Below are 18719 nucleotides of genomic sequence, written 5' to 3'. Positions count from 1 at the left end.
TTTGCCTTTATGCGTTACCAATAAAAATACTGCATCAGAAACACCGAGTTGCTGGCGTCGGTGCTGTCGTTGGTCATATAAAATTTGCTGTCCAACGCGGTGGCCAGCCTGCCGCCGGCATATTCGTACCAGATACCGGCCTGCGCGTAAGAGGTCGCGGTGTCCGGCGCATTGTCCAGCCGGTGGCGGGCGTAGCTGTAGGCCGTCGAGAAATACAGTCCCTTGGCGGCCTCAACCATGGCGCTCAGCATCAGGCCCGACTCCGAGCCCGGGTGATTGCCGTCCCCCTTGCCGGTGTGCTGCCAGACCCGGCCAGCCAAATTTTTCCCTTTCAGCCCCAGCAAATAGAGTTGCCCCATGCCGTCGGTGATTTCCAGACCGTTTAACAACGTCAGACCTTCCTGCAGATCGTATTGCGTATAGCCGTTGACCATAGCCCGGTAGCGGTACTTATCCGAATAGCGGTCATATTTGCCAAAGTGCAACAGTGCCTTGCTCTCGTCGATGCGGCTTTCTGGCGCGGCAGTCAGGCTGTAGCGGAATTTACCGGTCAGGTTCTGCAGCTTGGCTGCATAGGTGAGATCGCGGGTATTGGGGATCACATAACCGTATTCCGGGGTAAAGTCTGCCCACCATTGCAAATCGTCCAGCGAAGAATCATTACGCAGGCTAAGCATCATTTCGGTACCGTCATCGGTGCGGTATCCAGCGTAAAAGCGGTTGATGCCGCCCTCAAACCCGCCCCAACTGTGGTCCGGCGTCCAGGCATTACCCTGATGGTCGGCCTGTACCGTCCAGCCTTCGCCGTAGAGCAGGCCGAACCAGTGGCCGTGCTTGATCTCCAGTCCGCCTTCGATATAGGTGCCATCGCTGTATTTGTGTTGGTGCTCCCCGTTTAAATAGACGCTGCCGCCGATACCCAACTCGCCGTAAAAGCGCAGGGCGGTCGGGCCGATATTTGTCATTTCGGGGGGCGGCCGAACGTTATGTTCCGCCGGCACCACGGATTCCTGAGCTAACAGCGGCAGCGGCAATATCAGCAGTAACGTGGGCAATATTTTATTATTGGATTTAATTTTCATCTGGACACGCATTGGGTTTGGGTCAATGGCGAGCCTGCGGGGGGACCCGCCAACTCGAACCGTTAACGCCATGTGGGCCGGCCCCATTCCCTGGGAGGAGATAAAAATACCGTCGCATAGCGGCGGTAAACGGAGAATATATTAGTAAATGTTTTAGTAAAAAGTATCGCAAAATCAGTAAATCGTTAACTTGATCACAAAGGGTGAAATGGGTATCTTCGCTACGGGCGTTGCGAACCGCAGAGCTACGCATAGCACCAGCTACCGCCGCGCTGGAGGTAAAAGGACGTTTCTGGCGGTTTAAAGGGGGGAGAGTATCGAGGCGTATACCTCGTTGAGCTGTCCCGGTAAGCTAGCGTTTTTGTCTATTCGTTGAGACTCTATGGCCACACTGAAAGAAATCGCAGAAGCTGCAAACGTGTCTGTCGCTACCGTTTCGCGGGTGCTGAATGACGACCCCACGCTGAGCGTGAAGGCGCAAACCCGGCAAAAAATCCTGGAAGCGGCGGAGCGTCTCGAATACAAAGTCCAGCCCTCAAAACGTCACAGCGGGCATCGGCTGACTTTCGCCGCGCTTTTCACCTATAAACAAGCCATAGAGATTAACGATCCCTACTATTTGGCGATGCGCTATGGCATTGAAACTCAATGCGAAAAGTTGGATGTTTCGCTGGTGGCCTGCTACGACTTCAACGGTGAAAAACCCTTGCCTGCGGCTGACGCGCTGCTGGTCATTGGCCGGCCGCAGCCTGCGCTTTACGAACAGCTAAGCCAGCAGCGAGTGCCGGTGGTGTTCGTGGACGGTGTCATCGACGATCCGCAGTTCGACTGTGTCAATGTCGATCTGACCAAGATCAGCCAGAAGGTGATCGACTATTTCCTCGAATGCGGTTACTCGCGCATTGGGTTTATCGGCGGACGTGACGATCCGGCGCTGGCCGATCAGCGTGAGCAAGCCTTTGTGGAATACGGCCGCTTGAAAAACGTGGTGCGGCCGCAGGATATTTACACCGGCGACTTCAGCAGCCAGGCGGGCTACCAGTGTGCCAGGCAAATGCTGGAGAAGAAGGGCGGTTATCCGCCAGCTCTGTTGGTCGCGACCGACTCTATCGCCATCGGGGTACTGCGTGCCTTGCACGAGCATTCGGTTCAGGTTCCTGGCCAGATTGCGCTGATCAGCGTGAACGATATCCCCACAGCACGCTTTATTTTCCCCGCATTATCAACCGTTCGCATACCCTCCGAAACCATGGGCGCTCAGGCCGTTAATCTGTTGACTGAGCGTATTCGTGACGAACGGACCATTCCATTATCGATCTTTGTTCCCAGTTCGCTTCAGTTACGCGATACCACCGTTGCCTGAAAAGGTCCCCTGTGCCCTATGCCGATTGCGGCAGCACAGGGAGGCCGAACGGCCAAAAATTAACGTCATGATTAAAAAAGACATTTCATATTTATTGTGATCCCGTCGTCATTAGGTAAATATGATCTGTAGTTTTTACTAAATATTTACTATCGTTCTCCCATTGAAAGTTGTCGGGAGACGTGACGTGAATAATTGGGAAAACATAGAAAAACAGTCAGAGAATCGCTTACCGCCGCGAGCGAGCTTCTTCAGCTATCGTAATGCCACGCAGGCATTAAGCTTCGATCGCAACGCCAGTGCGGCATTTCAACTGCTGAGCGGCCGTTGGCAGTTTCGTTACTTCGAACACCCTGATCGGGTGCCGGCGGCGTTCTATAGCCAACTGATGGCGGACTGGGGCGACATCACCGTGCCGGGCATGTGGCAGATGGAAGGTCACGGCCAATTGCAGTATACCGATGAGGGCTATCCCTTCCCGATCGACGTGCCTTACGTGCCGACCAACAATCCGACCGGTGCCTATCAACGCCAGTTTACGCTGGACGGCGACTGGGAAAACCAGCAGGTCATCATCAAGTTTGACGGCGTGGAAACCTACTTTGAGGTGTATCTCAACGGCCGCTACGTCGGTTTCAGCAAAGGCAGCCGTTTGTCCGCCGAGTTTGATCTTAGCAACTATGTGAAAGCGGGCGAAAACCTGCTGTCCGTTCGCGTCATGCAGTGGGCTGACTCGACGTATATTGAAGATCAGGACATGTGGTGGATGGCCGGCATCTTCCGCGACGTTTACCTGATCGGTCAACAACGCACCCATATTCATGATCTCACGCTGGTCACGCGTTTCGATGAACAGTATTGCGACGCAGTGCTGGCACTGGATGTCGAGCTTGGCAACCTGAACCCGTCCGTGGCAAGCGGTTATCGCCTGCAGGCTCAGCTTTTTGACGGTGAAGCCTGCGTCGCCGAACGCTGGGAAAATGAGCTCAGTATCGGGGCCAGTGCCCGCTGCCGATTCGAGATCCCGGTCAGCCAGCCGCAGCAGTGGAATGCAGAAAACCCTTATCTGTATCAATTGCTGCTTAGCCTGTATGACCACGCCGGTAATCTGGTGTCGGTGGTGCCGCAGCGCGTCGGGTTCCGTGAGATCGGCGTGCGTGAGGGGCTATTTTATGTCAACGGACGCTATTTAAAGCTGCATGGCGTGAACCGCCACGATCACGATCATCGCAAAGGGCGCGCGGTGGACATGGCGCGGGTTGAGCGCGACATCGTGTTGATGAAGCAACACAACATCAACTCGGTGCGAACCGCCCACTACCCGAACGATCCGCGCTTTTACGAATTGTGTGATATCTACGGCCTGTTTGTGATGGCGGAAACCGACCTGGAAAGCCACGGTTTCGCTAACGTTGGCGATATTAGCCGCATCACCGACGATCCTCGCTGGGAAAATGCCTACGTCGAGCGCATTGAGCGCCATGTGATGGCGCAGAAAAATCATCCCTCAATCATTATCTGGTCCCTGGGCAACGAGTCCGGTTATGGCTGCAACATCCGCGCCATGGCTAAACGCTGCAAGGCGCTGGATCCCACTCGCCTGGTGCATTACGAAGAAGACCGCGATGCGGAAGTGGTCGATGTGATCAGCACCATGTATTCGCGCGTGGCGATGATGAATGCCTTTGGCGAGTATCCCCATGCCAAGCCGCGAATTTTGTGTGAATACGCCCATGCCATGGGCAATGGGCCGGGAGGCCTGTTCGAATATCAGTCGGTGTTTAACCGCCATGCCAGCCTTCAGGGGCATTACATCTGGGAGTGGTGCGATCACGGTTTGCTCAGCCATGACGCGCAGGGACGCGAACGCTATCAGTACGGCGGTGATTACGGCGATTACCCGAATAACTATAACTTCTGCATGGATGGTCTGATCTACCCGGATCAGCGCCCCGGTCCTGGCCTGCGTGAATATAAGCAGGTGCTGTGTCCGGTAGAGGTCAGCGGCGCAGGCGAGAGGACGCCGGTGCTGCGAGTTAAAAACCGCTATTGGTTCAGTTCGCTGGCCGATATTACGCTGGTCGTCAGCGTGAAGGCCGGGGGGCGTCAACTGGCCAGCTATGACATCAAACTGCCGCACCTGCAGCCGGGCGAGTCTGAAGAACTGCATTTTCCTGAGTTGGCGCTGGGCACGCAAGAAACCTTTATTGATGTTGCCGTGTATAAGGACAGCGCCACCCGTTACAGCGAAAGTGGTGATTTGCTTGGGCAGTATCAGCATCTGTTGCAACCCGCTGCGCCGCTACTCATTGCGCCGCCGGGAGATAAACGCGCTTCGTCGCTGCAATGCCATGAAGAAAACCACCGGTTGGTGGTCAGCGGCGACAATTTCAGCCTGGCCTTCTCACGTCTGAGCGGTGAACTGATCTCTTGGCAGGTGGCGGGGGACGAAGTGGTGGGGCGTGCGCCACACCTTTCCTTCTTCAAACCGGTGATCGACAACCATAAGCAAGAGTACGAAGGGATTTGGCATCCGCATCACCTGCAGATTATGCAGCATCACTTCCGCAGTCTGCACTGGGAGCGTCAGGGCGACGACCTGGTGATTGAGGTTTGCACCCTGATTGCACCGCCGGTGTTCGATTTCGGCATGCGCTGCCGTTACCGCTGGCAGATATCGCCGCAGGGGCATATCAGCCTGGATCTGTCGGGTGCACCTTATGGCGACTTCCAACAGGTCATTCCGAAGATTGGGCTGGATTTCGGCCTCAGCCGCCGCTTTGAACAGGTGGAATACTATGGCCGTGGGCCGGGTGAAAACTATCAGGACAGCTGCCAGGCCAACCTGATCGGCCATTATCAGCAGCGGGTGGGCGAGCTGTTTGAACACTACCCGTTCCCGCAGGATAACGGCAACCGCCAAGAAGTCCGTTGGCTGAGCCTGCAGGATGGCGAAGGCAAAGGGATATTTATTCAGCCGCGACGGCCGATCAACTTCAGCCTGTGGCCTTATAGCGCCGACATGCTGCATCAGGCTCAGCACATTAACGAGCTGCAAGAAAGTGATTACCTGACGTTAAACCTTGACGATCAAATTCTGGGCCTTGGTTCCAACTCCTGGGGATCGGAGGTGCTGGATTCTTATCGGGTTTATCTGTCGCCGTTCAGCTACGGCTTTACGCTGGTGCCTTTCAATCGGCAGGAAACCCAGGCAGAGAAGCTGGCCGAGTTTAATTACGCGCCGGTCAATAATAACGCTCAGTCAGAAAAGGCGAACTCATGATTATTGTCGAATCATTAGCGGAGTTTCAGCGCATTTACCGCTCAGGGAAAAAATGGCTACGCTGCATGGAGGCCATCAATAATATTAATAATATCGAGCCGAATGTCTTTCATTCTGTCGGCGACTCGCTGGTCTACCGACTGGCGTCCGGCCCTGGGCAGCAGCATGGTGGATTGGAGGGGAATCGCCGCTATTTTGATCTGCACTATTACCTGGCCGGCCAGGAGAACATTGAGGTTGCTGATAAAAGCGAACTGACTTCGGTAGTGGCCTATCAGGATGAAACCGACCGCGAAATTTTCAACGGGCAGGGGGAAATACACCGCGTAGGCGAGGGCAACGTGGTTATTTTTGAGAACCATCAGGCGCACCGATTCAAAGAGAGTCACCAGGTAAAAAAAGTCATTTTAAAAGTGACCGTCGAAGACAGCTATTTTATGAATAAATAGCGGCAATCTCTTATTCCAATATATACCCCAAATAATTCGAGTTGCTTGTAGGCGGCAACTGAGCGAAGCCCCAGGAGCTTACTCAAGATCGATCCTGGGGTGAGTGGCAAATCTGCCGGGAGCAGATTTGAACGTTGCTTGCAGCGGCCCCGTAAGGGGTGAGGCCCAAGGATGGGCCGAATAGTGCAGCCAACACCCAAGTAGCTTGAAGTATGACGGGTATAAGTACCCTACAAATTTCGGAGAGTGTCTATGGCTGTGTCGAATAGAAATACTATCGGCAAGTTTGGCCTGCTGGCGATGACGTTCGCGGCAGTGTTCAGCTTCAATAATGTGATAAATAATAATATCCAGCTTGGCATCGCATCCGCCCCGGTATTTTTGGTGGCGACCATTATCTATTTTATTCCTTTCTGCCTGATCATTGCCGAGTTCGTCTCGTTGAATAAAAACTCCGAGGCGGGCGTATACGCTTGGGTAAAAAGCGCGTTAGGCGGACGCTGGGCATTTATGACCGCCTATACCTACTGGTTCGTGAATTTATTCTTCTTCACCGCGCTGCTGCCGAGGGTCATCGCTTACGCCTCCTACGCGTTTTTGGGGTATGACTACGTCTTTACGCCATTAACTACCGCGATCATCAGTATTTTCCTGTTCGCATTTTCGACCTATATCTCAAACAGCGGTGCCAAACTGCTGGGCCCGATGACCTCTGTGACCTCATCGTTGATGCTGTTGCTGACGTTTTCCTACATCATTCTGGCCGGTGCAGCGGTAATTGGCGGTATAGAGCCGGCTAACCCGATTACCGTAGAAGCCATGACCCCAAGCTTTAGCTGGGCCTTCCTCGGCATTACCGCCTGGATTTTTCAGGCCGCGGGCGGGGCAGAGTCGGTTGCGGTGTACGTCAACGACGTCAAGGGCGGCAGCCGCTCTTTTGTTAAGGTGATTGTCATTTCCGGGCTGGTGATTGGCGTGCTGTATTCGGTAGCGTCCTTGCTGCTTAACGTGTTCGTTAGCCGTGCCGATTTGCACTTTACCGGTGGCACGGTGCAGGTATTCGAAGGCCTGTCGGCGCACTTTGGCCTGCCTGCGGTGCTGATGAACCGTTTCGTGGGGTTGGTTTCCTTTACCGCGATGTTTGGCTCATTGCTGATGTGGACCGCCGCACCGGTCAAAATCTTCTTCACCGAGATCCCCAAGGGCATCTTTGGCGAGAAGACCATTCGGTTGAATAAGCATGGCGTGCCAACCCGCGCCGCCTGGCTGCAGTTCTTTATCGTGATCCCGCTGATGCTGATCCCGACGTTGGGTTCGGACAGCGTGCAGGAGTTAATGAATACGCTGATAAACATGACCGCCGCCGCTTCGATGTTGCCGCCGTTGTTCATCATGCTGGCCTATCTGAACCTGCGTTTGAAGTACGACCGCGTGGAGCGTGATTTTAAAATGGGCTCCCGGCTGCAGGGGATTGCGATTGTCAGCACGCTGATTGTCATTTTCACCGTAGGCTTTATCGCGTCAACCTTCCCGACCGGCGCCAGTATCATGACCATTGTGTTTTATAATGTAGGGGGGCTGGTGGTGTTCCTCGGCTATGCCTGGTGGAAATACAATCGCTATTCGAAGAGCCTGGGCGCCCAAGCCCGCTATGATGAGGACACGCCATTAGCAAGGATTGCGCTGGAGTCGCAGGAGGGTAAAAAGGCCGCAAGTGGCGATCTGGGCTGTACCACTTTGTAAGCGCATTAGTGATTTATCCACGTCCCCTCGGCATCCGCTGAGGGGCACCAAGTTTCCAGAACGCGACTTCATTTCAATACAAATGTGAAAGGTATCTCTTTTCGGGGACAACACGGCTTGCCCAAGCTCCATCAGAAAAGGGTAAGGTTCGGTAAACCCAACAAATGTTAGGTTGCGTCACGGAAAACTCTATCCGGTTGTTTTGTTGAGATTATTATAAGAATAAAATGCTGTGTCTCGGCTAATGATTATTTTTGACTCTTTTTGAAGGATAAAACCGACTTTATTATTTGATGGGTATCACAGAATTAACGCTGAAACCCGGTTCATTCATCTTACGATCCTCTTCCCAAATCTTCGCTAAAGCCTTTAATCCCACTTTACTGTTTTTCATGCCCGATATAAAACAAACGTATGTTTAAAAACAAACAAGTGTCCAATATGACCAGCAGAGAAAAACAGATATTGCATCTTCTGAGACGTGATCCTTTGATCCCACAGCAGGAAATTGCCGATGTTTTAGGTATTAGCCGCTCTGGTGTCGCCGGGCACATTATGAATTTAATGAATAAAGGATATATAAAGGGTAAGGGTTATATATTGTCGGAGCACAGCTATGTGGTAACCGTAGGTTCTACCAATATGGATGTCTGCGGTTATGCTTCCTCTAAATTAGTGTATGAAGATTCCAACCCGGGAAAAATAAAATGCACGCCAGGTGGGGTCGGCAGAAATATTGCGCAGAATGTCGCCTTGTTAGGCCGGGAGTGTCACCTTATTTCCGTCGTCGGTGACGACTTCTATGGCGAAACCTTATTCGAACAGGCAAAGCTGGCGGGGGTACATGTCGACAGCTTCCATAAATTGCACGGTGAAAATACTTCGACCTATGTCTCCTTACTCGATAACAACGGCGAAATGCTGGTGGCGATTAACGACATGCGCATTCTCGAGAAACTCACACCGGCGTTATTGGCCACGTCTAAAGAGTTGATCCTGCATGCGGGCGTGCTGGTGGTTGACTGCAACCTGACCGAGGACGCACTGGCCTGGCTATTCGGGCACTCCGGCAGCGTGCCGGTGTTTGTTGACACCGTATCGGCATTTAAAGCGCCCAAAATCCGCCGTTGGCTCTCGCATATCCATACTCTCAAGCCCAATCGCCTCGAAGCCGAGATCCTCAGCGGCATGGCGATCCACGGGCCGCAGGATGCGCCAGCGGTGGCCCGCTGGTTCCATCAACAAGGGGTACAACGCCTGGCGCTCAGCATGGGGCCAGCCGGGGTTTATTACAGCGAAATTGATGGGCAAAACGGCTGGTCGCAGCCACTGGTCGTCGACATCGTCAATGTGACCGGGGCCGGCGACGCCATGATGGCGGGCCTGGCCCATTGCTGGCTGGAAGATATGACGCTGGCGGACAGCATTCGTTTTGCGCAGGGTTGCTCGGCATTGACGCTGGCATCCGAATTTACCAATAACCCGAACCTGTCGAATGGCAGCGTACAAAAACTGTTGGAGCTACAAGCATGAAAAATAACATGATTTCCCATGACTATCTGGACATTTCGCCGGAGGTTGCCGAGGCTTTGGCCCACAAACGCCCGGTTGTGGCTCTGGAATCCACCATCATTTCTCACGGCATGCCGTACCCACAGAACGCGCAGACGGCGCTGGAAGTGGAACAAAAAATCCGCGATCACGGCGCGGTGCCCGCGACCATCGCCATCATCAACGGCCGCATGAAGGCGGGATTGAGCCGTGAGGAAATAGAGCTGCTGGGTAAAGAGGGCCATAAGGTGGCGAAAGTGAGCCGTCGCGATCTGCCGTTCATCGTCGCCGCCGGTAAACACGGGGCGACCACCGTGGCCTCAACCATGATTATTGCCGAGATGGCGGGCATTCACGTCTTTGCCACCGGTGGCATCGGCGGTGTGCACCGCGGCGCAGAACACACGTTTGATATTTCGGCGGATCTGCAGGAGCTGGCACGCACCAATGTCGCGGTGATCTGCGCCGGTGCCAAGTCTATTTTGGATTTGGGGCTGACCACCGAATACCTCGAAACCCACGGCGTACCACTGATCGGCTACCAGACCCAAACGCTGCCGGCATTCTTTTGCCGTACCAGCCCCTTCAGGGTCAGCATTCAGTTGGATGCCCCGGCGGAGATCGCACGCGCCATGGCCACCAAGTGGCAGACCGGTCTGGAGGGCGGCATGGTGATTGCCAACCCGATCCCGGCGCAGTATGCGGTGCCGGAGGAAAAAATTAATGCCGCCATTGAGCGTGCCGTGCGGGAATCGGTTGAACAAGGCGTTCAGGGCAAGGACAGCACGCCATTTTTGCTGGCCAGAGTGGCTGAATTGACCGGGGGCGACAGCCTGACCGCCAATATTCAATTGGTGTTCAACAACGCCAAGCTGGCCGCGCAAATTGCCTGTTGTTATCAGGAGGCCGCCGCCTAAGACGACGCGTTATTCCTTAAGTTTTACCCTATAAACAACATTAAATAAAAACGCCAGCCTGAAAGGTGGAGGGGAGTGCTTTGCCCTTTTCACCTTTCAGGACAGGTACATTTACATACCCAATGACTTTTTCGCTACGGCTGAAATACGACGGGTATTAAGGGACGGATTTATGGACTTACTACGCAGCCTGTCAGGTATCTGTATTCTTCTCCTTATTGCTTTTATTTTTTCCAACAACCGTAAACGAATCAGCCTGAGAACAGTTTTCAGCGCATTAATACTGCAAGTGCTGTTGGGCGCAATTATGTTATATGTGCCCGCCGGTAAATGGGTGGTTAATGCCATTGCCGGTGGCGTCAATAAAGTCATTTCGTACAGCGATGCCGGTAGCTCATTTATTTTTGGCGGACTGGTCGGCCCTAAAATGAATGTCTTGTTTGACGGCGCAGGTTTTGTTTTCGCTTTTCATGTTCTGCCGGCCATTATTTTTATTACCGCACTGATTTCGATTCTCTATTACCTCGGCGTGATGGGGTGGGTGATTAATCTGTTGGGCTACGTATTCCAAAAGATGCTGAGCATCAGCAAGGTTGAGGCTTTTGCCGCGGTGACCACCATCTTTTTAGGGCAAAACGAGCTGCCCGCGGTGCTTAAGCCTTTTATTAACAAGATGAGCCGCAATGAGCTGTTTACCGTCATTTGCAGCGGAATGGCGTCGATCGCCGGCTCGATGTTGGTGGGGTATGCCGGCCTTGGCGTACCGATTGAATATCTGCTGGCGGCATCGTTGATGGCGATCCCCGGCGGTATTCTGTTCGCACGTATGCTGAGCCCGGCAACCGAGGCGTCGCAGGTCGAGTTCAGCCAGATGGCGTTCAGTGAAAAACGCCCTGCGAGCATTATCGAAGCCGCGGCCAGCGGTGCGATGCTCGGGCTGAAAATTGCCGTGGGCGTCGCTACCGTGGTAATGGCCTTTGTGGCATTAATTGCGCTGATTAATGGCCTGATTGGCGGCGTCGGCAGCCTGTTTGGCTGGCAACAGCTTAGCCTAGAAAGGTTGTTCGGTTATGTGTTCTCGCCTTTGGCTTATATCATGGGGGTTAGCTGGGATAACGCTGGGGTAGTAGGTGGGCTGATTGGCCAGAAGCTGGCGATAAACGAATTTGTCGCATACGTGAATTTTTCAGCCTATCTCAAAGACAGCGTCGCGGTGCTCGATCCTAAAACCATCGCCGTCATCTCTTTCGCACTGTGCGGGTTCGCCAACTTCGGCTCGATAGCCGTGGTGGTGGGGGCGTTCAGCGCGGTAGCACCGGAACGCGCTTCGGATATTGCCAGTCTGGGCTTGCGCGCGCTGCTGGCCGCTACCTTGTCTAATCTGATGAGCGCCACCATCGCCGGGCTGTTTATCGGTCTCGGTGCTTTGAGCGTGGCATTATGATCACGCCCTTTCTTTGGCGTGAGCGTGATTATTTTCCGCGCTAAACTTGCGCATTAGATAAGTGACTACTAATGTGTAGTCATGAATGAAAATGACCTCTTCAAAGCGCTGGCGGATCCCACCCGGCGCAGCATCTTCGAAAAACTGGCCGCTGGCGGCATGAATGCCAGCGCACTGCGTGAAGGCATGACGATCAGCCAATCTGCGATGTCTCAACACCTGGCCGTGTTGCGGCAGGCGGGGCTGGTGTGCGAGGCGCGCCAGGGCCGTTTCGTCAATTATCAGGTTGACCCGCAAGGGTTGGCGGTCATCGCGCAATGGCTGGACAAATACCGTGCCTTCTGGCCGGCACGCATCGACAGGCTGAACGTTTTGCTAAAGGACATGGATCAATGACCCCAACCGACGCCACGCAACCGCCGCTGGTGCTGGAGTATCAACTCGATGCGCCGCCAGAGAAAGTCTGGCGGGCTATCGGGATCCCGGCATTGCGCGAACAATGGTTACCGAATGCCGAACTGGCCGATACCGAACCGGTAGTGATAACGCCGGGCGAAGCAATCAGCTACCGGATGCGTGATGATCGACCGCCGTACCTCGAAAGTACCGTGACCTTGCAAATTCTGCCCGCCGCCGACGGCGGAAGCCTGTTACGCGTCATTCACCGACTCGACGACGATAGGTTGACGGCAGCGAACGACGGTGGATTGCAGCTGATGCGCGCTGCCTGACGCTCAACTCATTATTCCAATCTGAAAACAGGAGTTCACCGATGCGTGAATCGATGCTGCTCGTCCCGACGGTGGTAGAACAGACCAGCCAGGGAGAACGTTCGTTCGATATTTATTCGCGGCTGCTGCGCGACCGCATCGTTTTCCTGAACGGCGAGGTCAACGATCAGGTGGCAGAAATGCTCTGTGCTCAACTGCTGTTTCTCGAAGCGGAGAACCCGGAGAAACCCATAAATTTATATATCAATTCACCGGGCGGGGTGATCACCAGTGGCTTTGCCATCTACGACACTATGCAGTACATCAACGCACCGGTGCATACGCTGTGTATGGGCACAGCTCGCTCGATGGGGTCATTCCTGCTGATGGCGGGTGAGGCAGGCCACCGGATGGCGCTGCCCAATGCCAGCCTGCACGTGCACCAGCCACTGGGCGGTTTTCAGGGGCAAGCGTCAGATATCCTTATCCACGCCGAAGAGATGAAACGCACCAAGCACACCGTGATCCGCCTGTACGCCGAACACTGCGGTCGTAGCTACGAAGAGGTTGAGCGCGCACTCGATCGCGACCGCTTTATGAGCGCCGACCAAGCGGTAGAGTGGGGGCTGGTGGATAAGGTGCTACGGGCGCGATGATACGCTGCTCAGCAGACGATCAAGGGCCTGTAGATACTGTTCTTGCAGGCTCTGCGCCCGTAGAGAGTCTCCCCGCACCGCGACAAGGGCCAAACCGCTGCCATGGGCATGATCAACCAAAATATCGCGCCACTGTAGGGGCTCTGTCGTCATCTCAGCCAGTAAGGCCGTAAGGCGATCGGTAATCTGCCGGGTGACCCCGGCAAAGGCCTCAGGCGTGGCAAAGATTGCCAGCGTGAGCTGGGGGTGATAGCCGACTGCGCGATGATAGCGCGTGAGCAATGTTCGAATTTCTGTCCGCGGATCAGCCAATCCGTTCAATCCCTCCATGGCTTCGGCATAGACGCGATCGGATAAAGCGCGCAACAGTCCGGCCAGATCACCAATATGGTGATACAGGCTCATCGGCGTGACGCCCAGCCGAGTGGCGAGGGTGCGCATCGTCAGCCCTTGTCCGCCACTTTCATCCAGCAGGCCAAGAGCGGAATCCAGAATGTGATCCCGCGTTACTCCTTTTCCGTTGGTTGGACGCCCGCGTGGACGAGTCATTGGGGCAATACCTGATAGTGAGATTGCACCAGGCCCGAAGGGAAGCTCCGGCTCGACAGTAATTTTAAATCAATGTCCTGTTGCAGCGAGCCGAACAGAGGCCTGCCCGAACCAAGCAGTACGGGAACCTTGGTGATCACCATGTCGCTAACCAACCCCTCGCGCAGAAAGGACTGTATTAATTGCCCGCCATCCACATAGACACGGTGCACATTCTGCGCGGCCAACTGCTCAAGCGCATACTTTGGCGTGAGGTTGGCGAACCGAACTTTACCTGTCAGGGCAGGAGGGACCGGCTCATTGGCCAGTTGTTTGGACAGTACGAGTACCGGGAGGTCATAAGGCCAGATATCGAAGGTGAGTACCTTTTCATAAGTCCCTCTCCCCATCAGGATCATGTCTTTGTCAGCGATAAAGGTATCGAAGCCATGATCTTCGGCCGAGGCGTCGCGTTGCAATAACCAGTCGATGTCGCCATCTTGCCGAGCGATAAAACCATCCAGGCTGGTGGCGATGAAAACGTGTGTAGTGACCATTGAATGCTCCATATTTATACGCTGTATATTATTGCGTCGGTATGGCCCAAAATCAACGTCACCGGTTAAAACAAAAAATCCACGCCGGGGCGTGGATTTTGGAATTTGCTGCAGAGGCGGGAGTTAGACGTTAAACAAGAAGTTCATCACGTCGCCGTCTTTAACGATGTAGTCTTTACCTTCTGAACGCATCTTGCCGGCTTCTTTGGCACCTTGCTCACCCTTGTAGGTGATGAAGTCTTCAAAAGCGATGGTCTGGGCGCGGATAAAGCCTTTTTCGAAGTCGGTGTGGATCTTGCCGGCTGCCTGCGGGGCGGTAGCGCCGACCGGGATGGTCCAGGCGCGGACTTCTTTCACACCGGCGGTGAAGTAGGTCTGCAGGTTCAGCAACTCGTAACCGGCGCGGATCACGCGGTTCAGACCCGGCTCTTCCAGGCCCAGTTCCGCCATGAATTCTTCGCGGTCTTCGTCTTCCAGCTCGGCGATGTCGGATTCTACTGCGGCGCACACGGCAACCACAACCGAGCCTTCGCCCGCAGCGATTTCACGCACTTTGTCCAGGTACGGGTTGTTTTCGAAACCGTCTTCGTTGACGTTGGCGATGTACATGGTTGGTTTCAGCGTCAGGAAGCTCAGGTAGCGGATGGCCGCCTTGTCTTCTTCGGACAGATCCAGCGCACGCAGCATGCCGGCGTTTTCCAGCTGTGGCAGGCATTTTTCCAGGGCTGCCAGTTCCGCTTTCGCGTCTTTGTCGCCGCCTTTGGCTTTCTTCTGCACGCGGTGGATCGCGCGTTCGCAGGTGTCGAGATCCGACAAGGCCAGTTCGGTGTTGATGACGTCGATGTCGTCAGCCGGGTCAACTTTGTTGTTAACGTGGATGATGTTGTCGTTTTCGAAGCAGCGAACCACGTGGCCAATCGCTTCGGTTTCGCGGATGTTGGTCAGGAATTGGTTACCCAGGCCTTCACCTTTGGACGCGCCCTTAACCAGGCCGGCGATGTCGACGAATTCCATGGTGGTCGGCAGGATACGCTGTGGCTTGACGATCTCGGCCAGCTGGTCCAGACGCGGATCGGGCATCGGCACCACACCGGTGTTAGGTTCAATGGTGCAGAACGGGAAGTTGGCTGCTTCGATACCCGCTTTGGTCAACGCGTTGAACAGGGTGGATTTGCCTACGTTAGGCAGGCCGACGATACCGCATTTGAATCCCATGTTGTTATCACCTTAAATATCTTAACTATCAGCCGGTTAGGTTTAACCCACTGCATAAAGGACGAAATAATGGCGCCATTATACACGTAATGGCCGTTTTTCTCGATCTGGCTGTGTGTGATGGGTAAATGCCGAGGCAGTGCCGGTTTTTGATTGAGATTTGGATCACATTTACACATACTGACACTTCTGATTAACCTACAGGAAACGTGCCGGATGTCCTTCTTGCCCAGTCCACCCTAAGCTCTTTCCCTCCTGAGGTTTGCCGCGCCCTGCGGCCTTGGTTCCCGTGCTGCGGGAATGTGTTTTATCTGTCAGAAGTGAATAATCCATGTTTAACCTGAACAATTTCAGGCTGTCGGCCGTCAAGAACGAGGTGCTGGCGGGCTTTGTGGTGGCGGTTTCAATGATCCCGGAAGCGGTCGGCTTTTCGCTGGTCGCCGGGCTTTCTCCGATCGTCGGGTTGCACACCGCCTTTATTATCGGGCTGGTCACCGCGCTGTTTGGCGGCAAGCCGGGCATGGTCTCGGGTGCAGCCGGTTCAATCGTGGTGGTGCTGATGAGCCTGGCGGCGCAGTACGGCATGGGGTACGTACTGTGGGCGACGATTTTTGCCGGGGTTATCCAAATCCTGATCGGCATTTTCCGCCTGGGTAAGTTTATCCGGCTGGTGCCGCTGCCCGCGGTTCACGGCTTCGTGAACGGGCTGGCGATTGTCATTATGCTGGCGCAACTGCATATGATTGCCGGGCAGGGGCTGCTGATGTATGGGCTGGTGGCTCTGGCGATCCTGGTGGTGGTGTTCTTCCCACGGTTGACGCGCGTCATCCCCGCGTCACTGGCGGCGCTTATCGTGGTTTCTGCTCTGGCAATCGGGTTTAACCTGCAAACGCTGCGGGTCGGCGATTTGGCGGACATTTCCGGTGCATTACCGCACTTCAGCCTGCCGATGGCGCCTTTTACCCTCGAGATGCTGAAAGTGGTGTTGCCGTACGCAGTGGTAATCGCGCTGGTGGGGCTGATCGAATCGCTGCTTACCATGACGGTGCTGGATGAAATGGGCGGCAAGAAAGGCAACGGCAACCGCGAGAGCATCGCCCAGGGGGCAGGCAACGCGGTTTGTGGCCTGTTTGGTTGTTTCGCCGGTTGCGCAATGATTGGCCAGTCGATCATCAACTTCACTTCAGGCGGGCGTGGGCGCATCTCCGGCGTGGTTGGCGCGATACTGCTGATTCTGTTTGTGGTCAGCCTGTCGGGCTATATCGGCCTGTTGCCGGTGGCGGCGCTGGCCGGGGTAATGCTGGTGGTGTGTTACAACACCTTTGAGTGGAGCTCGCTGCGCCGTCTGCGCCGGATGCCGAAGGCGGATGCGCTGGTGATGCTGCTGGTGACCCTGATTACTATCTTTACCGATCTGGCGATGGCGGTGATCAGCGGGGTGATCATCTCGGCGCTGGTATTTGCCTGGCAGCAGGCACGTATTCGCGTGCGTCAGCATCGGGTGGAAGGCGAGGTGGCGGTGTATCAGCTGGACGGGCCGCTGTTCTTCGGCTCCACCACGGCCTTTGCCGAACTGTTCGAACCGAAAAACGATCCGCAAAATGTGGTGCTGGATTTTGCCGGTACCCGGGTGATGGATTCCAGCGGCGTGGAGGCGATTGATAAGCTGACGGCACGCTATCTGTCGGCGGGGAAAACCATTCGGCTACGTCATCTGAGCGGTGACTGTGTACGCCTGTTGAAACAGGCCGGCCCGTTTTGCAGCCATGAACTGGACGATCCGCAATATTACGTGGCGGAAGAGGGTTACCAAACCGATAATGCTAACGTCGGCGAAGAAACCTTTAAACTGCGCACCTAAGGCAGATTGCAGCGGGCGCGATGCCCGCTGCAACGATGATCAGGCCTGTGCCTTGAAGCTGTGCAGGCGACGAACGGTTTTTTCCAACCCGTCAGTCAGCAGCACTTCCGTACAGCGTGCGGCTTCATCGATCGCTTCATCAATCATTTTTTGTTCGCTGGCCGGCGGCTTGCCGAGCACGAAACCTACCACTTTGTTTTTATCGCCCGGGTGGCCGATGCCGATGCGCAAGCGATAGAAATTCGGGTTATTGCCAAATTTGTTCTGAATATCCTTCAGCCCGTTGTGGCCACCGTTGCCGCCGCCCAGTTTGATCTTGGCAACGCCGGGGGGAATATCCAGCTCGTCATGCGCCACCAGGATTTCGTCCGGCTCGATGCGGTAGAAATTGGCCATTGCCAATACCGCTTTGCCGCTGAGATTCATAAAGGTGGTAGGCACCAACAGCCGCACGTCGTTGCCGGCCAGGTTCAGCCGGGCGGTGTAGCCGAAGAACTTGCTCTCTTCTTTGAGCTGCTGGTTATGGCGCTGGGCCAGTAAATCGACGTACCAGGCGCCGGCGTTGTGCCGCGTCTGCGCGTATTCAGCGCCCGGATTCGCCAGGCCGACTATCAATTTAATACTGCTCACTGGGAGATTCGCTATGATCGATATAATGGAAAGGGCAATAGTCTACCTGTCGACGCCACGAATGACAAAATCCTGATATGCCCGGTCGCGCATTGACGAAACTATAGTCAGAAAAGAGAATAATTCATTAGCGGAATCATTCAATTTGATCGCTAATAGACTCATTCCGGTAAAGTTTTGTCATGTTTTCTTTACCATTTGTGATCCTCTCCGCAATCACCTTGTCCAACCAGGGTCTATACTTAACTTATCAAAGTGGGTTAACCAGTTAGAGAGTTATCCCGGTTGGCACATGGCACTATGGAGGTGGCATATGAAACGTAGAAACGCGGACAGAATGGGCAACTTTTTTATGGGGCTGGGCCTGGTCGTGATGATCGGCGGTGTCGGATACTCCATTGTTGCTGAAGTTTCGCAATTCAACCTGCCGCAGTTTTTCGCCCATGGCGCAATCATGAGTATCTTCGTGGGTGCGTTGTTGTGGCTGGTAGGTGCGCGTATTGGCGGTCGTGAGCAGGTAGCGGATCGTTACTGGTGGGTAAAACACTTTGATAAACGTTGCCGCAACGATCATCATCGTTCGTCACATTGATTAGAAAGAGAGAAGGGAACAGGCGTTACGGCAAAGGAAATCTGCCGCGCATTAAGGCTTAAGGTCATGTTTGACTACCCGTAGAAAACCCGTTGCTGCTATGCACCAACGGGTTTTTCTTTTTCTGCTTTCGGGCCA

General features: G+C 54.5%; 17 protein-coding genes. 12 read left to right on the top strand and 5 right to left on the bottom strand.

What is annotated here, in order from left to right; genetic code table 11:
- Positions 1-14: 14 nt before the first annotated feature.
- Complete coding sequence (ygjJ, locus tag ACMGG1_RS14250; protein WP_414160772.1) at positions 15-1082, bottom strand: protein YgjJ; 1068 nt, start codon at positions 1080-1082, stop codon at positions 15-17.
- Between the two features lie 382 nt (positions 1083-1464).
- Between ygjJ and ebgR the strand changes: the two genes are divergently transcribed.
- From ebgR to ACMGG1_RS14200, 10 genes are all read left to right on the top strand, one after another.
- Positions 1465-2445 carry a transcriptional regulator EbgR gene (ebgR, locus tag ACMGG1_RS14245; protein ID WP_142815408.1) on the top strand — a complete coding sequence of 327 codons (981 nt, stop codon included), beginning with the start codon at positions 1465-1467 and terminating at the stop codon, positions 2443-2445.
- Positions 2446-2632: 187 nt separating this feature from the next.
- On the top strand, positions 2633-5728 hold the full coding sequence (ebgA, locus tag ACMGG1_RS14240) for a beta-galactosidase subunit alpha (RefSeq protein WP_414160771.1): 3096 nt from the start codon (positions 2633-2635) through the stop codon (positions 5726-5728).
- Positions 5725-6177 (top strand): beta-galactosidase subunit beta, encoded by a 453-nt coding sequence (locus ACMGG1_RS14235; protein WP_116690717.1) that lies wholly within the window; start codon positions 5725-5727, stop codon positions 6175-6177. Before ebgA ends, ACMGG1_RS14235 begins: the two co-directional genes overlap by 4 nt.
- 252 nt (positions 6178-6429) lie before the next feature.
- On the top strand, positions 6430-7920 hold the full coding sequence (locus tag ACMGG1_RS14230; protein ID WP_128864275.1) for an amino acid permease: 1491 nt from the start codon (positions 6430-6432) through the stop codon (positions 7918-7920).
- 414 nt (positions 7921-8334) lie between these two features.
- A complete protein-coding gene (locus ACMGG1_RS14225; protein ID WP_020826413.1) occupies positions 8335-9453 on the top strand; it encodes a PfkB family carbohydrate kinase in 1119 nt (372 codons plus the stop codon).
- Positions 9450-10388, top strand: a complete 939-nt coding sequence (locus ACMGG1_RS14220; RefSeq protein WP_046373838.1) for a pseudouridine-5'-phosphate glycosidase — start codon at positions 9450-9452, stop codon at positions 10386-10388. The genes ACMGG1_RS14225 and ACMGG1_RS14220 overlap by 4 nt, the downstream gene beginning before the upstream one ends.
- A gap of 172 nt (positions 10389-10560) precedes the next feature.
- On the top strand, positions 10561-11832 hold the full coding sequence (locus ACMGG1_RS14215) for a NupC/NupG family nucleoside CNT transporter (RefSeq protein WP_128864276.1): 1272 nt from the start codon (positions 10561-10563) through the stop codon (positions 11830-11832).
- 81 nt (positions 11833-11913) lie between these two features.
- Positions 11914-12228, top strand: a complete 315-nt coding sequence (locus ACMGG1_RS14210; RefSeq protein WP_046373836.1) for an ArsR/SmtB family transcription factor — start codon at positions 11914-11916, stop codon at positions 12226-12228.
- Complete coding sequence (locus ACMGG1_RS14205) at positions 12225-12563, top strand: SRPBCC family protein (RefSeq protein ID WP_130015565.1); 339 nt, start codon at positions 12225-12227, stop codon at positions 12561-12563. The genes ACMGG1_RS14210 and ACMGG1_RS14205 overlap by 4 nt, the downstream gene beginning before the upstream one ends.
- Before the next feature lie 41 nt (positions 12564-12604).
- Positions 12605-13198 carry an ATP-dependent Clp protease proteolytic subunit gene (locus ACMGG1_RS14200; RefSeq protein WP_046373834.1) on the top strand — a complete coding sequence of 198 codons (594 nt, stop codon included), beginning with the start codon at positions 12605-12607 and terminating at the stop codon, positions 13196-13198.
- Here ACMGG1_RS14200 and ACMGG1_RS14195 read toward each other — a convergent pair.
- The 3 genes from ACMGG1_RS14195 to ychF all read right to left on the bottom strand — a co-directional run bounded on the left by ACMGG1_RS14195 (position 13184) and on the right by ychF (position 15498).
- Positions 13184-13747: a TetR/AcrR family transcriptional regulator gene (locus ACMGG1_RS14195; RefSeq protein ID WP_410529343.1), complete on the bottom strand. Its 564-nt coding sequence runs from the start codon at positions 13745-13747 to the stop codon at positions 13184-13186. The two genes, ACMGG1_RS14200 and ACMGG1_RS14195, sit on opposite strands and share 15 nt — an antisense overlap.
- Positions 13744-14283: a dihydrofolate reductase family protein gene (locus ACMGG1_RS14190; protein WP_201895368.1), complete on the bottom strand. Its 540-nt coding sequence runs from the start codon at positions 14281-14283 to the stop codon at positions 13744-13746. The genes ACMGG1_RS14195 and ACMGG1_RS14190 overlap by 4 nt, the downstream gene beginning before the upstream one ends.
- 123 nt (positions 14284-14406) lie before the next feature.
- A complete protein-coding gene (gene ychF, locus ACMGG1_RS14185) occupies positions 14407-15498 on the bottom strand; it encodes a redox-regulated ATPase YchF (protein WP_020826439.1) in 1092 nt (363 codons plus the stop codon).
- 331 nt (positions 15499-15829) lie between these two features.
- Here ychF and ACMGG1_RS14180 point away from each other — a divergent pair, with 331 nt between their 5' ends.
- Positions 15830-17359, top strand: coding sequence for a SulP family inorganic anion transporter (locus ACMGG1_RS14180; protein ID WP_410529349.1), 1530 nt, complete (start codon positions 15830-15832; stop codon positions 17357-17359).
- Positions 17360-17398: 39 nt separating this feature from the next.
- Here ACMGG1_RS14180 and pth read toward each other — a convergent pair whose 3' ends face one another.
- Positions 17399-17989, bottom strand: a complete 591-nt coding sequence (gene pth, locus ACMGG1_RS14175; protein WP_020826441.1) for an aminoacyl-tRNA hydrolase — start codon at positions 17987-17989, stop codon at positions 17399-17401.
- A 313-nt stretch (positions 17990-18302) separates the two neighbouring features.
- Here pth and ychH point away from each other — a divergent pair, with 313 nt between their 5' ends.
- On the top strand, positions 18303-18581 hold the full coding sequence (ychH, locus tag ACMGG1_RS14170) for a stress-induced protein YchH (RefSeq protein WP_041414467.1): 279 nt from the start codon (positions 18303-18305) through the stop codon (positions 18579-18581).
- The last annotated feature ends 138 nt before the right edge of the window (positions 18582-18719 follow it).

It is taken from the genome of Serratia sp. BNK-12, assembly GCF_047456085.1.
Taxonomy (GTDB): domain Bacteria; phylum Pseudomonadota; class Gammaproteobacteria; order Enterobacterales; family Enterobacteriaceae; genus Serratia; species Serratia liquefaciens.
This window is presented reverse-complemented; position numbering and strand designations above follow the sequence as displayed.